Raw genomic sequence first — 14,724 nt, forward strand, 5'->3', positions numbered from 1 at the left:
TAAGGAAAATAAGCCTAAATCAGGATTAACCTTTCTTTTTCAAGACAATCTGCTCTGCGTGTTTCGCCACCATTTGGGTGAAGAACTCTTTCAGGTGCTCGTACTCCTCGGTGTAGAAGATAGGCTTGGAGATGGTCACTTTGCTCATCACCTGGATTTTGTTGCCCGTTACCTGCAGCAGGTAGGTGAATTTGCCGCCGTTCTCCGGCAGCGCCAGAATCATGTTCTTGGGCATCTCCTCAATAGCGTAACCCTCCGGGATGACGAAGTTGCAGATGTACACCTCCTCAGAGCCATGGCCAAAGTCTACAGGGTACTTGCGGGTGGCGTTCTTGAAGGGATTTTCCTGCTGCGTTTTCAGCATCATGGGATTGAGGTAGATGATGTCTTTGTTCTGGGTGTCTCCCACACTGGTCACCTCATATTGCAGGGCCACCGGCTTGTGCAGCTCCTTCAGGTTCTGCAGAACTGGCGTTTTCCGCTCCAGTTGGCTTTGGGTGCTCACCAGTTTCTCCAGGTACTTAGACTCTCCGGCTTCCTGCACGCTATGGCGCGTGTTCAGGGCCCACAGGCCGCTGGTAGATTCCATCACTTTCCCGCTGAGTACGCCGGTGGCCAGAATCTGCACGTCTGCGTTGATCAGCTCGGTGGTACGGCTGGTGGACTGCAAGGAAATCCAATCGCCGGCGTCTTTGGCCACCAGCCAGCCATTGCCGTTGAGGCAACGCTTCGGCAGCATGCCCATTGGCACCAGAGGATCAGTGGCGTCCATCAGAATCTGCTTGCCGCCAACCTTGGCATAGGCAATCACATAGTTGAACCTGCTAAGGATGGGTGAGTAGGGAACGCGTCCGTTGTCACGGGTACTCAAGATCACCGGATGGGCCTCAAAGCCGGCATCGCGCAGCATGGCAACCAGCATGAGGTTGATGTCTGCCACGTTTCCGGTCTTGGTGTCAAAAGCCTTGCGCAAGCTGGTGGTCACGTATTTGCCGCCGTTTCCGTTCCACTTCACAGAGTTCTTCACAAACTCATAGATGGTGTTGAGGCGGGTTAAGGTGTCTTTCACAGACTGAAGGGCAGCCACTTCGTTCTTGAAGAACCCGGTGCGGTTCAACTGCAACCCGAAGCTTTCATCGGTCATCAACTCCTCGGTGAGGCTGTTCCAGTTACCCGCAATCCGCTTGGCGATTTGGTTAGGCATCCGCACCCACTCCAACTCAAACTCGATCTTGGAGACATAATCATCCAAGGTGGTGATGTACGATTCTGGGGTAATGGCCGGCACGTCTTTCATCACCCACCGGTGGTTCATGGATTTGGCGGTGATGTTATCCACACCTCCGGGAATTCGGGTTGAGGCAAGTCCACGGTTCACATCCTGGGAACTGTAGCGCACCGAGAAACTCATGTTGCCGGGAACCGACTCGTTCAACGCGAAAGGCTCATAGCCTTGTGGGTTCTGCTTGTATTCAAAGTACTCCGGAATGTTGGCTCTGTACTCACTGTACACCACCGGAATGGATTTCTGGAAGGTCCAGTCACGCAGGTTGAAGAGGAAGTCTGAGGTAATGGTGTACGAGATCTCCAGCACCGATCCCTCTTTCACAGCAGGCAGGGTGAATTTTTTGTTTGACCAGTTGGCGCTGGCTTTTTCATCAAAAACGGCTTTGTCCTCCATTTTCACCTTCACCATCTTGCCGGCTTCCAGGTTGTAGGTAACACCTTTGATGTTGATGACCTGCTCCTTGTTGCTGTTCTGCTGGAAATACGGCACCACCATGTTGGCCCAGTCATAACCGGTCTTCTTCAGAATCTTTATGCGCAAAACGCGCTCAAAATTCACTTTGAAGTCTTCCTGGACATAGGTGAAATAAGACCGGCCGTAATCTGCCAGAATAACGGCGGCGGCGCTGGTGTCTTTGTCATAGACTTTCATCTTGAGCTCATCTTCCGTCACCTTCCCGAATTTGACCGGGGCTTCCTGGCCAGCGGCCACAAAATGGAACAGAAGGAATACCACGGCCAGCAAAGACCGTGTGTTAAAAAGGGTAGAGTTGGGCATAGGGCGGGGTTTGTTTTTAAATATATAAATAATTGAATGTAATTCGATGTATATGCATGGCTTCTCCCTGAAGCCCAAGGGAAAAGCCTTTTTTTATTCATTTTCTCTACAGGAGCCAAAAAGCACTTTCAGAAGAGATTTCTATCCAGAAAATATTTTATAAAATTTTAGTACTAATGTAGAAAATAGATTCTTACACTACCTATCCCCGCAGAACCCACTACACTTTTCGCAAAAAATTAGCATTAATGGCTGTTCGTACTGAATTTAGACCCAATATATGATTATTCCGACTGAATATTTCTATAGCCGAAATAAATTCAGAAAGATTCTAATGTAATTATTCAAACCAAGGTTGCCTCTGCCGCTTGGCTGCAGCTCTCTGACCAGAGGCTCTATTCTGGGCGAGGGGAATAATCCAAGGGCAGCATCTCGGCTAGCTTTTCCCAGGCCCAGTAGCCTTCCACCAGGTGCGAATAGGGGTTCAGGATCATGCCGTTAGGCTCAATAAAGGTATAGGGCTCCGTTAAAGTGAGCAGCGAGGTCTGGAAGCCGGAAGCCCGGCGCTTGGAGAAAACACGTTGGTTCACAAAACCCAGTTCCTCCTTTTCTTTGGTGTACACCACGTTTAGATTATCCTTAAACTGTAGCCTCAGCCTTTCGCCGGAAGCATCTGGGGCCACTAATTGTTCATAAGGAATAGGATCTTTGTACAAAAAGGCCACTGTCTTGTCTAGCCCGGCCATCCGGCTCCAGTAGCTGAGGCTGTCTTCCTGCGCACCTCCCTGGCTTATTCTCATAATGGTGCCCATCTGCTGGTTTCTAGCCCGGTTCAGCCCAGCCTGGATCTCGGCTTCCGGCGGTCGGTTGGGGTTGGGCCGCCGCTCCAGCCTTCTCACGTTGAAGCCCTCGGCCTCCAGGTTTTTCCGGTAGAGCGCGCGCGTGAAATGCATAAGTGAGCCGTTATAGGCGTTGAGACGCGCCTCCTCCCAGCGTTTCTGCTGGGCGTTGCTGCGGGGTTTCATCTTCTCAAACCTGGGGTACCCGGCATGAAACGTCTGGCTATTGGCAAAGTTTACCTGGAAGTCTTCCAGCACAAAATGCAGCCGGTACCCCAAGGCCCTGTTTTCAATAATCAAAGGTTTTATCGCCTCGGCGGTCAGCAACCGGGCCTCTGGGTCGAATTGGAAATAGAGCACATCTGCGTTGATGATCTCGGTCTTGGCCGCATTTTCTGTCTGCCCAATGAAATTCTTCAGAAAGATGGAATAATTCTGTTTCCAGTTGGTGTCTGGCCTGATAACGATTTCCTGCAGCGCATTGGCCTTGGGCATGAGCTCAAACCTGAAGGAAAGCTGCTGCCCGGCCTGCAGAGTGAATTTATGTGACAGCGTTTCGTACCCCAGGAAAGACACCACCAGTTCATGGGTGCCGGCAGGGAGGGAAGAAAGCTTGAAAGTACCATTCTCGGCGGAGTTAGTGCCGTAGGTGGTTTGGGCGATGAAGACCGTGGCGAAGCCCAGCGGCTTCTTGGTTTGGGCATCAACCACGGTGCCGGCCACGCTGGCAGAATTGCCCGCTTGTCCCTGCGCCGGCCTGCCCGGGCCGCACCACAGCAGCAGCAACATGAAAAAGCAAAGCAGGTGCGGGGTTCTAGAGGCGGAGGAAAACATAGCGAAGACGTATCTCAGAAAGATACGCATCTGCCTTTACTCCGCAGAGACACGCCCTTGGTTTTAACACTCTTTAACTAAAACGGCCTAGAAACGCATGGTGAACGTGGTGCCCTGCCCCAACTCAGAACTCACCGTCAAAGAGCCTTTGTGCAACCGCATGATCTGCCGGGATAAACTCAACCCGATGCCCGTACCGGTAGCCTTAGTGGTATAAAACGGCAGGAAAATCTGCTCCAGCGCTTCCTCAGCAATGCCGCTGCCGTTGTCGGTGATTTGGATGACCACGCGGCTGTCTTGGTCCGGGAAGGCTTCTATCTGCAGGGTTTTGGTGGGCTGATCGGCCAAAGCGTGGATAGCATTCCGGATAAGGTTGATGAGCACCTGCTCCACCAGTTCGCGGTCAGCGAGGACCTGCAGGCCTGTAGAAAGACAATTGACCAGCAGGAGAATGTTCTCGTGCATCAGTTCTTCCTGGAACAGCGTCTGGAGTTGCTTGAGCATATCGGCCACGGAGAAGAATTTCTTCTTTGGCACCGGCACGCGAGCCAGACTCCGGAAATCCTGCACAAAACGCACCAGTCCCTGGCTGCGGCGCTCAATGGTCTGCAGGGCCATGCCCATGTCTTCGGTTTCCTCGCGCTGCAGCAGAATCTGCCCATCAGGCTGCGCCTCCAGCACATCCTGGATATCGGCGGCCACGCTGCCTGCCAGGGAGGAGATAGGCGTCACGGAGTTCATGATCTCGTGGGTGAGCACCCGGATGAGGTTCTGCCAGGCCTCCATCTCCTTTTCCTCCAGCTCGCGCTGGATGTTCTGGATAGAGGCCAGCCGGAAATCCTCGCCGCGCATCACCAGATCCACCACAAACAGAGACACTGGCACTCGCTCTTTGCTGTGCTTCAGTTGCAGCACTACGCTCTGCCCGGCAGGCAAAGAAAGTAATTGATCCACCAACTGAGGCGCCTCATTCTTAAGATGTTCCACGTGGGTGAGCTGCGAAACCTGCAGCAGGCGCTTGGCTGCGTTGTTGATGAGCTGAATCTCGCCCGTTTTCCGGAACGTGATGATGCCGATGCCGATGTGCTGCACCACGGTCTGGAAATACTGGGTGGTGGCCTCCTTCTCAGAGCGGATGTCGCGGAACTTACTGATGACCTCGTTGTAGCGTTGGTAGAGCTCGTCAAAGACTTTCCCTTCGCCGCGCGAGGAGAAAACCTCCGAGAAATCATCGTACTTGATGGTGTTCAGGAATTTGATGAGACGTTCGGTGGTGCGCTCAATGAACAAGATCAGTGCTATGGTCTGCACGGCAATCAGGAGGCCCAACGCTACCTCTGTAGCCACCAGGGAAGACTTGAAATCGAGGCGAAAGAAAAGGAACACGGAGGCTACCAGCAGCAGCACCCGCAAGATGACCTGAAACCTGAAGTTCTTAAAGCCCATACTTCTCCAGGCGGCGGTACAATGATGCGCGGGACAAGCCCAGTTCCTTTGCGGCCTTGGAGATGTTACCATCGTACTTGCCCATGGCTTTGACTACGGTGGCCCGTTCCACCTCATCCAGGTTGTGCGTTTGGGGCACGTTTTCAGAAAAGGCCGGTGATTGCATCTGCAGAAAGAAGAAGTCCTGCGGCTGCAGCACGTGGTTTTCTGAGATGATGGACGCCCGCTCCAGCACGTGTTCCAGCTCCCGGATGTTACCCGGCCAGTCATACCGTTTCAGCCGCTCCAGCGCCGCCGCTGAAACCGACTTGGCCGGTTGCTTGTATTTCTGGGCGTAGCGTTTCAGGAAATGGTCTACCAAGAGCGGCAAATCTTCCAGACGGTCGCGCAATGCCGGCAAATTCAGCTCGATGGTATTGATGCGGTAGAGTAAATCTTGCCGGAAACGGCCCTGCTGCACCATCTGCTGCAAAGGCATGTTGGTGGCGCAGATCAACCGCACATTGATGGGAATGGGCTGCCCTGTCCCTACCCTGATGACCTCCCGGCGTTGCAGCACCGTGAGCAGTTTGGCCTGCATGGCCATGGACAGGTTGCCTATTTCGTCCAAAAACAACGTCCCACCGTTGGCCATCTCAAAACGGCCTACTCGGTCTTCCTTCGCATCGGTGAACGCGCCTTTCTTGTGCCCGAAGAGTTCGCTTTCAAACAAGGTCTCGGTGAGAGAACCCATGTCCACGGAGATGAACACTTTATCGGCGCGCGCCGATTGCTGATGCAGGCTGCGCGCGATGACTTCCTTGCCCGTGCCGTTCTCGCCCAGAAGCAGGACATCGGCATCGGTTTTGGCCACGCGGTTCATGAGGTGCAACAACTGCTGCATGGCCGGGCTTTGGCCGGTGACCAGGTTCACGCCCTGGCTCAGCTGAGAGGCCAGCGCCGAGTTCGTTTTCTTGAGCGTGGAAATCTCTTTGTAAGAAGTCTTGAGCTTGGACGCCGCCGAGAGCGTGGCAATCAGTTTCTCGTTCTGCCAGGGCTTGAGGACAAAATCGGTGGCACCTTCTTTCAACGCCCTTACCGCCATCTCCACATCCCCGAAGGCCGTAATCATAATCACCACCGCGCTAGGGTCTTTGGCCAGGATTTCCTTGAGCCAGTAAAAACCCTCGTTGCCGCTGGTGGTATCCTCGTGGAAGTTCATGTCCAGCAGAATAAGGTCGTAGGTGTCATGGTTCAGGAGGAACGGAATCTTGCGCGGGTCTTTCTCAATGAGTACCTGCTGGGCATACTTCTTCAGCAGCATCTTGGCTGAGAAAAGAATGTCCTCGTTGTCGTCTATGATCAGGATCTTGCCTAGGTTCTGTTCCACGGGTTTTGGTTGCGTTTTGTAAAAAGTACACCTAAACTGTGCCAGACCCGGCAAAAGGCGCTTTCTGGTGCTGGCAAGGTGAATTTACAAAATCCCCGGATAGGGTAGTGTCCGCGGCTGAACAAAAAAGTGTCCGCTGGTGAACACTTGCTTCAGCCTTATTCTCTGTTTTGGACCTCTTTTACCGAAAACGATGCTAAAACGGATTTCAGGTTAATTTGCCATCGGGCACGTTTTTGTAGGGGCAATCCCTTGTGGTTGCCCTACCGCCGGCCACCGCTAAACAAGTTGTTATTGATAACACCAACATGGCGTAACGGAACACGCATTCCGTACTCCTGTGAAGGCTCAGGATGATTCATTCACAAGAAATTCTGGTTCAAGTTTTTAACTTGGACCTACCATGCCTGGAAGTTTGCAACTTCCGTGAGGCGAAAGCCTCAAACTGGTTTTGCTGATCTGAAAACAGTAAGTTTGACGCCAGAAAGAACCCACCCCTACCCCTCCGAGGAGGGGAATCTCCCCCTATGGCCATTGTTGCCGCCGTTGTTGCGTGTTCTCACGGACAACCCCAATAACTGTGGCATGCGAAAGGGCAACCACAAGGGATTGCCCCTACTTTGAAATGCGCAGGAACTTATGTAAAGTCCTGTTTAGGGCCTCTTTTCTGAATAACAGGCTCAAAAAGGAAATCTTTGCCAACGGCCTTTACTCTACCTTGGCGGCAGCGGCGGCATACTCATAAGGTTTCCCGATGAGCATGACCTCAAAGGCGTTGCTCACCCCCTTGAGGTTGATTTTGGCGGTTCTCACCGAATAAGGAGGATTCCTTAGCATGCCGTAGGCGGCCTCGGAGATCACGAAGCTGTTGTTCAGTTCTTTGGTGGCGGCCTGCAAACGCGCCGCTACGTTCACCGGAAAGCCCATCACCGAGAGGCTGTTGTTCAGCCCGATGCCCACGTTGCCGTAGATCACCTGCCCCACGTGCACGCCAATGCCTACCTCAAAGAAATGGTTGAAATACGCCCGCATGTAGGTGTTGTTGAAGATCTTGACATCCTCCAGAATCTTGATCCCGGCAAATACCGCCGACTCGGTGGCCATTTTGATGTTCGTGTCCAGACCGAAAACGGCATACACGCCATCGCCGGCCGTGTCAATGATCTTGCCGCCGTAATGTTCAATGGCGTTCCGGAAGAGGGTGATGATACGGCGCATGATGTGGATCACATCAAACGGAAGGTTGGCTTCCATGAAGGGCGTGAAATTGCGGATGTCAATGAAGAACAAGGCCATTTTCCGCCGTTTCCCTATGGCTTCTGAGCCGTCTTCGGGGGCTCCGTTGAGGAAGATGTAGCGGTCTGTGTCGTCTTTGATGAGCCGGTGCACCTGCACGCCCTCTCCTTTTACGTTGGTCTGGCAGGCCAACCGCACGTTGTCGGGGAGCTTTCTAACTTCGCGCACCATCCTTTCGCAGCTGTTGATCTCGGAGAGTTGCTCGGCGCCCTGCAGCACCAGCACGCGGCAGGTGGTGCACTCCCCTTTTCCGCCGCAGGCGTGGTAATGCGGGATGCCAGCAGCCAAAGATGCCTCCAACAGGGTTTGGCTTTCCGCTATTTGGACTGTTTTCTCGCCTTTGAACTCTACCTGCACGGTCATATTCTGGCACATTAACGGTTAGGGTAGTACCTGCGGGCGCCCTACTTTTTCACCAGCGACTGGTACTCGGGGTGTTTCTTCAGGTAAGCCGCCATGTACGGGCACAGCGGAATCAGCTCCATGTTCTCCTTCTGCAGGTATTCCAGCACCTGCTTGGACAAAGCCGCCGCAATGCCCCGGCCTTCCAGTTCCTCGGGGACCTCGGTGTGCAGCACGGTCATGACCTTGTCTTTCAGCCTATAGCTCACCAGGGCGGTTTTGCCCTCCATAGTGGTTTCAAATTGATGCTTGGCCGTGTTGTTCCTGATCTCTGCTTCCATGTAAAGGGTTCTTTCTCTCTAAGATAAGAAGATTATTCACTCTCCTGGGTTCTGGTCAGGATTTCTTTTGCCAGTTCCAGCTCTTCCTGCAGAATGGTGTGGGGCCGGCCTTTGTAGATTTTCTTCGTGACCACGGCGATGTGCGCCTCCAGCACCTGCACCGTCTCCTCTACCCGGCTCACGGGCACGTGTGGGTCTGGGTCACCGGTGGTAATCAGAACGGGGGTGTTTTTGAAATTGCCTTTGTAGTTGCTGGTATCCAGTTGGGGACCTATCAGCCCGCCGGTAAACAGGAACAGACCGCCGAATTGCTGGGCGTTTCTGGCAGCGTACTCAGAGGTAAGGCAGGCACCCTGGGAAAAGCCCAGCAAATAGATGTTCTGACTGCTGATTCCCTCGCCCGCCATGGATTTCACCAGGTCATGGATCTGGTCCAACGCCGAGTCCAGCGCCGGTTGGTTCTGCTCGGTGGGCGCCATGAAACTGTAGGGGTACCAGCTGTGGTTAGAGGCCTGCGGCGCGAAAAGCGAGAAATCATCTACCGGCAGGTAATCAGCCAAAGAAAGAATACTTTCCGCGGAGGCGCCTCGCCCGTGGATCATGATCAGGGCCTTACCGGTCTGGGACAAAGGCTTGCCGTGGGTGATAACGTGTCTTTCGTGCGTATACATAAGAAGGCTTTAGTGTAACACTTGGTTGACCTGGGTGGCCTGAATGGCTTGCCCTAACCACAGAAAATCTTCCAGAAATTTATCCAGCCGGCCAGCGTATGCGGCATCTGTCAACTGCCCGTCCTGGAACAGCGTCTGCACTTTGGGGGTGAGAAGCGCATTGGGCAGCACAATCCCGTTCAGGGTAAGGGCGTAGTGCTGCAGGCTTTTGGCCGCGTTGATCCCGCCCAGCATGCCCGCCGAGACCGCCACAATCCCGAAGGGTTTATGGAAGTACTCTTTGTAGAAGTAGTCCAGGGTATTTTTCAGAGCACCGGAGTAGCTTCCGTTGTGCTCCGGCGACACCATCACCAAACCGTCGCTCTGGGCAATGGCAGCGCTGGTCTCCTTCATCAGATCAGAAGGGTTGGGGGTTTTGTCAAAGGTGTTCTCCAGTAACGGGAAATTGAGCTCCCGCACGTCCAGCAGGTGAACGCTGTGTCCCTTTTCTTCCAGTCTTCGCCCTACTTCCAACGCCACCTGGTGTGACTGCCGCTGCGGGCGGGCACTCCCAGATACTACTACTAGTTTCATGTGTGTTTTTTTAGAATGATGGGCAAACCGCCGCTATTGCGGTTTCAAGGTAACAAAAATGGAGCTCCTAACCGCGGGCAGCAGGTTTCTGGTGCGGTGGCCTTTGCCAGTGGTGTCTTCCACCAGCAGAATGTCGCCGGTTTTGAAGGGCCGTTTCTCGCCCAGTGAGGTTTCTATCTCAATCTCGCCGTCCAGGAGCACTATGTATTGCCGGGCGGGGGCGCAGTGAAAATCATAGTCATAGCTGGGCAACACCTTCCGGAAGATGATGCTTTCCACTTCCTCGGCATCAGAGAGAAAGCCAATCTCCCCTGCGGAGTGCAGGGGCTTGGCCAATTGGGCAAAATGGCTCTCGCCGCTTTCATCCGCGTACACGCGGGTGATGTTGAATACTTCCATTTTGGGGCTGTTTTTCCCGAAACGGCCCTATAACCGTTTCGGGAGTGATGGTGCCTAGACCGGTTTAGTCAAGGTTGGGCAGAACCGCTTCAATATCGGCACGGCGCGGCTCATACTGCGGCGGCAGCAACAGGCTGGAGCCCAGCTGGTCCCAAGGCTCGTCAATCCCGAAGCCCGGGTTGTCCGTCGCGATCTCAAACAGCACCCCACCCGGCTCGCGGAAGTAGAGCGAGTAGAAGTAGTTGCGGTCAATTTTCTCGGTGATCTGCAGCCCCAAACCGGCACGTCTTACCTTCTCCTGGAACTGCATGAGGGTTTCCTCATCTTTCACCCGGAAGGCGATGTGGTGGTTGGTGCCGGCCCCGCCGATGCCACGGGCCTCGTTGGGCAACTCTACCAGGTCAATGATGGCCGCATGCTCCACCGCATCGGTGCTATAGCGGTAACGATTGCCGCTTTTCTCCTGCAGGGTGTAGCCAAACACATCCGTAAGGACGGCGGCGGTGCCTTTGATGTCGCGCAATGTTAGCGTCACACTGTGGAAACCTTTGGTGGCCACGGCGGCTTTGATTTCGTCGGTTTCCCAGGCCACGCGGTTGTCAGGGTTTTTAGGGATCACCAACTCCAGCTTGAGGCCATCAGGGTCCAGGAAGGTCAGGTACTGCTCCCCGAATTTCTCAGAGGGCTTGTTGTAGATGACGTTGTGCTTCTCAAAACGGTCTATCCAGAAATCGAAGCTACCCTCGGGCACCGAGTAGCCGATGTTGGTGGCCATACCGGTGCCGGCGCTGCCGCGGCGGGCTTCTTCGTAGGGGAAGAACGTCAGAATAGTGCCAGCACTGCCGCGCTCATCGCCGTAGTACAGGTGGTAGGTGCCCGGATCGTCAAAGTTGACGGTTTTCTTGAGCAGGCGCAGCCCCAACACTTTGGTGTAGAAGTCCACGTTCTTTTTGGCCTTTCCGGCAATAGCCGTGATATGGTGCAGGCCTAATATTCTGTTTTCCATGATGGCTTAGTGATTGATAGGCACCTCTATGAGGAGGAATTTACTATCGGTTGAAAAGCTGAAATCTAAGGTATCCGTTTCCCAGATGCCCACGGCATCGCGCTGGTTTAGCGTCTGGCCGTTTACCTGGAGCGTACCGCTGATGTTGAAGACGAACACGCCTTTGTTCAGCGGCTTGAAGGAATACGTGTACGTCTGCCCTTGTTCAAAGGAGCCCAGGGAGAGCTTCGCGTTCTGGTTTATCCAGCAGTGGGCCTGGCCTTCCTCGTTGCTCACGATGGTGACCAGCTGGTTCAGGCGCTTTTCCTCTGGGAAGAACCGGCGCTGGTAGCGGGGCGTGATGTTCTGCAACTTGGGTTCAATCCAGATCTGCAGAAAGTTCACCTCGTCCTGGCCCACGTTGTGTTCCTCGTGGCGCAGGCCGCTGCCGGCGCTCATGATCTGCACCCAGTCTTTGTGCACCACCTCTTTGTAGCCCAGTGAGTCTATGTGGTTCATGGCCCCCGAGAGCATCACCGAGATAATCTCCATGTTGGCGTGCGGATGGATGCCGAAACCGTTCTCAGGCTGCACGTAGTCATCATTGAAGACCCGCAGCAACCCAAAACCCGCCCGCACCGGGTTGTAGTGGCTAGAGAAACTGAAGATGAAATTACTCTTCAGCCAGCCCAGGTCTTTGAGGCCTCTGTCTCCGGGATAATATCTTTTGAATTGCATTTTAGGTCGATTTAATGATGTTTGTACGAGCAAAACCCGAAAAGGACCAGAATCTACTCACCAGAAACCGAAGCCGCAGCCTCGGTCTCCGGTGGCGTCTTAGCCTTGTTTCACCAACTGGATCTCGGCCTGCAGTTTGATCTCGTCGCTTACCACTACGCTTCCGGCCTCGGTTACGGCGTTCCAGGTTAACCCGAACTCTTTGCGGCTGATTTTACCTGTTACTGTGAAACCGGCTTTGGTCTGGCCGTAAGGGTCTACCACAATCCCGCCGAACTCCACTTTCACCGTCACTGGTTTGGTGATGCCTCTTATGGTCAAATCGCCGTGCAGTTGGTAATCATCGTCGCCTACGTTCTCGTATTTGCTGCCCACAAACCGGATCTCCCCGTGGTTTTCCGCGTCAAAGAAATCAGCTGATTTCAGGTGGGTGTCGCGCTGCTCGTTGTTGGTGTTGATGGAGTTCACATCGGCGGAGAACACTACGCTGCTGGCGCTGGTGAACTGCTCATCCTCGGTCTCCGCCTCCACGTGGAAGCTCTGGAAATAGCCGGTCACGGTGGTGATCATCAAGTGTTTCACCTTGAACTGTACTTCTGAGTGCATTGGGTCTACTGCCCATTTGGTAGTTGCGATGGTAGTTTCCATTATCTTACTTTTTGGTTAGTTTAAATTCTCTTTCTGTGTTGATAAAACAAATGTATATACATTTAATGTACATACATACATTTTGACCCAAAAGTTTCAAAATATTTTCACGAGGTCTGTGCAACATTGAAAGCTGGGTTTATTCAACCAGTGAAGAACGCTCAGAATCAGACTTGCCTACCCTACCGAAAAACCTTTTTTCGCCAACTCCTCAATGGCAGCACAAAACAAAAATAAGGCAAGTACTATAGGATGTATCTCCACTCCATGTAGCGCCTGCCATGAATTAAGCCTGATATTGTAAAATTGGCTTCAAAATGAGGTAAGTAGGGTGCCGCAATGCCATGGGGTTATATGAGTGGTTAAGCTATTGGATGCCCACAATCCAGTTCTTTAGATCTGCGGCATCGGCAATGTTCCAGGAGTGGAATCCTCTGCCTTTTGTTTGAATAAGCTCAGCCCTTAGATTGCCTATTTTCTTAAGGAACGTAGAAAGGCCTTCTAAATCCGTGGCGTTTATATCTGCCATCTGTAGTTTTTGGCAGTACTTCTTTCTGACAAATTCCAGATCTGGCTCACAGTATAACCTGATTGGAATATCTTTCAGGAGGCGGGCATTTCCCCCATCCTGGGCAGTAGCTGAATAGGCAGAGGAATTTAAGTACGCTGCTGGCTTTGCCTCGGGAGGGCCTCCTAAGCGTGTGTCAAGGGTGTTCTTCAGACTATGCCCCTCCTTGCTTATCAGGTCAGAACAGTGATAACCTATCTTATTCACGGCCGAGCGATAAATCCTTTCTAGGTCTAGGGGCGCATCTATCACAAAGACTCCTTTGATTTTCCGGGATGAACCAGATTTGATTAAGTATTCTGCATAGCCTACGGCCACTGCCCCTCCCGCGGAAAACCCACCGATTACAATAGGTATGTCCTGCAGGTTGTATTTGGCATATTCTGCTTCCAGTATTTGGTCAAGCTTAAACTTTGCATGGTCATCTGCAAACAAAGTGTGCTGGAGTTCCGGGAAAATGACCAGATAGCCTTGTTTCTCTAACAGGGCAGGAATTTGGGTCTTCTGGGGTATTTCTTTGGTCTTTTCGCCAAAACCCTGCAAAAGGACCAGCACGCCTTTCACCTCCTTTTCAGGTTTGGTTGTAAAGTAAGCATCCGCTCCTTTGGCACTGGCAATTTTAACTCTCTGTAACCTCTGACCTATACAAGTAACACAGACCAGAAAACTCAAGCCTATAAATAGAGCTACCCTTTTCATGCCTATCCTTACAATTGATACAGGACTAAGCTACCCGAAATTCTTGGGTTATCTAAAAGCCTGCCCAAGAAATAATTTATGAGGCTTCTCAGGAGCGCCTTATCCTTATTTCTGCTGCGGTACAGACTGCCACAACACGTTCATGACCCACCACTTGCCTTCTTCTTTCACCAGGTGTATGTAGTCAATGCCCCATACCGCCGTGACTTTCGCCGAGGCTGTTTTGTCGCAAATGTCCAGGATCTGCACTTTCTGCACGGAGTTCTCATTAGCCTGCTTGCCGTTAGCGTTCCAGCGCTTGGCCAAACTCACCAGTGCTTGAAAAGGCATCTCCAGCTGTTTTGAATAGGTCTGGTTCGCGGCCGAATAGGAAAAGCCGCGCTTCTGCAGCAAAGGATGCACGCTGCGGTAGGCAATGGTGGTGTCTGCCTTGTAGAAGGCCTGAATGTAGTCTTGGCAGGCAGCGGTGACCCCGGCTCGGTCCTGCTCCGTGGACACACACTGGGCCCAACCAGCCGAGAGAGAGAACGAAAACAGCAAGGCAGCGAAAAGTTTCTTCATATTATAGTTAGGGTTTAGGTTTAGTCAAGACCATGAACAGCCCGCAGCCTATCTGTGGCCGCTTTCACTACTTTAGACATTCTTCAGGGGAAACTCCCTTAAGCGGATATAAAACTTAGCTGGGCATTGGGCAGCCTGTCACTTGCGGTTCTGGGAAGCGAAGCTGTTTTTGCCCTGTTTCCCAGAAAAGACGCAGAAAACCCCAATGGGCTGCACGCTGGGCGGGGGAATGTTCGGGCATGAACAAAAAGTGTACGCCAGCGGACACTTTTCAAATTAACAAAATAATAAATCTACTGATTATCAACAGTTTATAAACCCGGCACAGCAATTGGGAGAGAATAACAAAA

Annotated in this window: 14 protein-coding genes; all 14 read right to left on the reverse strand. The window is 52.7% G+C overall.

Annotation, left to right across the window (positions count from 1 at the left end; all coding sequences use genetic code 11):
* Positions 1-25: 25 nt before the first annotated feature.
* Positions 26-2,065: a DUF3857 domain-containing protein gene (locus FOA19_RS06505; protein WP_149089938.1), complete on the reverse strand. Its 2,040-nt coding sequence runs from the start codon at positions 2,063-2,065 to the stop codon at positions 26-28.
* A gap of 395 nt (positions 2,066-2,460) precedes the next feature.
* Complete coding sequence (locus tag FOA19_RS06510) at positions 2,461-3,768, reverse strand: carboxypeptidase-like regulatory domain-containing protein (protein ID WP_149089939.1); 1,308 nt, start codon at positions 3,766-3,768, stop codon at positions 2,461-2,463.
* A 57-nt stretch (positions 3,769-3,825) separates the two neighbouring features.
* On the reverse strand, positions 3,826-5,184 hold the full coding sequence (locus tag FOA19_RS06515; RefSeq protein WP_190300302.1) for a sensor histidine kinase: 1,359 nt from the start codon (positions 5,182-5,184) through the stop codon (positions 3,826-3,828).
* On the reverse strand, positions 5,174-6,553 hold the full coding sequence (locus FOA19_RS06520) for a sigma-54-dependent transcriptional regulator (protein ID WP_149089941.1): 1,380 nt from the start codon (positions 6,551-6,553) through the stop codon (positions 5,174-5,176). Before FOA19_RS06520 ends, FOA19_RS06515 begins: the two co-directional genes overlap by 11 nt.
* A gap of 708 nt (positions 6,554-7,261) precedes the next feature.
* A complete protein-coding gene (locus tag FOA19_RS06525; protein WP_149089942.1) occupies positions 7,262-8,224 on the reverse strand; it encodes an adenylate/guanylate cyclase domain-containing protein in 963 nt (320 codons plus the stop codon).
* Positions 8,225-8,253: 29 nt separating this feature from the next.
* Positions 8,254-8,532 carry a GNAT family N-acetyltransferase gene (locus tag FOA19_RS06530; protein ID WP_149089943.1) on the reverse strand — a complete coding sequence of 93 codons (279 nt, stop codon included), beginning with the start codon at positions 8,530-8,532 and terminating at the stop codon, positions 8,254-8,256.
* A 32-nt stretch (positions 8,533-8,564) separates the two neighbouring features.
* A complete protein-coding gene (locus tag FOA19_RS06535) occupies positions 8,565-9,203 on the reverse strand; it encodes an alpha/beta hydrolase (RefSeq protein ID WP_149089944.1) in 639 nt (212 codons plus the stop codon).
* Between the two features lie 9 nt (positions 9,204-9,212).
* Positions 9,213-9,776, reverse strand: a complete 564-nt coding sequence (locus FOA19_RS06540; protein ID WP_149089945.1) for an NADPH-dependent FMN reductase — start codon at positions 9,774-9,776, stop codon at positions 9,213-9,215.
* 33 nt (positions 9,777-9,809) lie between these two features.
* A complete protein-coding gene (locus tag FOA19_RS06545) occupies positions 9,810-10,175 on the reverse strand; it encodes a cupin domain-containing protein (RefSeq protein WP_149089946.1) in 366 nt (121 codons plus the stop codon).
* 64 nt (positions 10,176-10,239) lie between these two features.
* A complete protein-coding gene (locus FOA19_RS06550; RefSeq protein ID WP_149089947.1) occupies positions 10,240-11,181 on the reverse strand; it encodes a ring-cleaving dioxygenase in 942 nt (313 codons plus the stop codon).
* Between the two features lie 6 nt (positions 11,182-11,187).
* Positions 11,188-11,898 carry a pirin family protein gene (locus tag FOA19_RS06555; RefSeq protein WP_149089948.1) on the reverse strand — a complete coding sequence of 237 codons (711 nt, stop codon included), beginning with the start codon at positions 11,896-11,898 and terminating at the stop codon, positions 11,188-11,190.
* Positions 11,899-11,997: 99 nt separating this feature from the next.
* A complete protein-coding gene (locus FOA19_RS06560) occupies positions 11,998-12,534 on the reverse strand; it encodes a YceI family protein (protein ID WP_149090512.1) in 537 nt (178 codons plus the stop codon).
* 379 nt (positions 12,535-12,913) lie between these two features.
* Entirely contained in the window at positions 12,914-13,813 is a 900-nt protein-coding gene (locus FOA19_RS06565) for an alpha/beta hydrolase family protein (RefSeq protein ID WP_149089949.1), read from the reverse strand.
* A gap of 105 nt (positions 13,814-13,918) precedes the next feature.
* Entirely contained in the window at positions 13,919-14,374 is a 456-nt protein-coding gene (locus tag FOA19_RS06570) for a nuclear transport factor 2 family protein (protein WP_149089950.1), read from the reverse strand.
* Positions 14,375-14,724 lie beyond the last annotated feature (350 nt).

The sequence above is a fragment of the Rufibacter hautae genome, assembly GCF_008271695.1.
Lineage (GTDB): Bacteria > Bacteroidota > Bacteroidia > Cytophagales > Hymenobacteraceae > Nibribacter > Nibribacter hautae.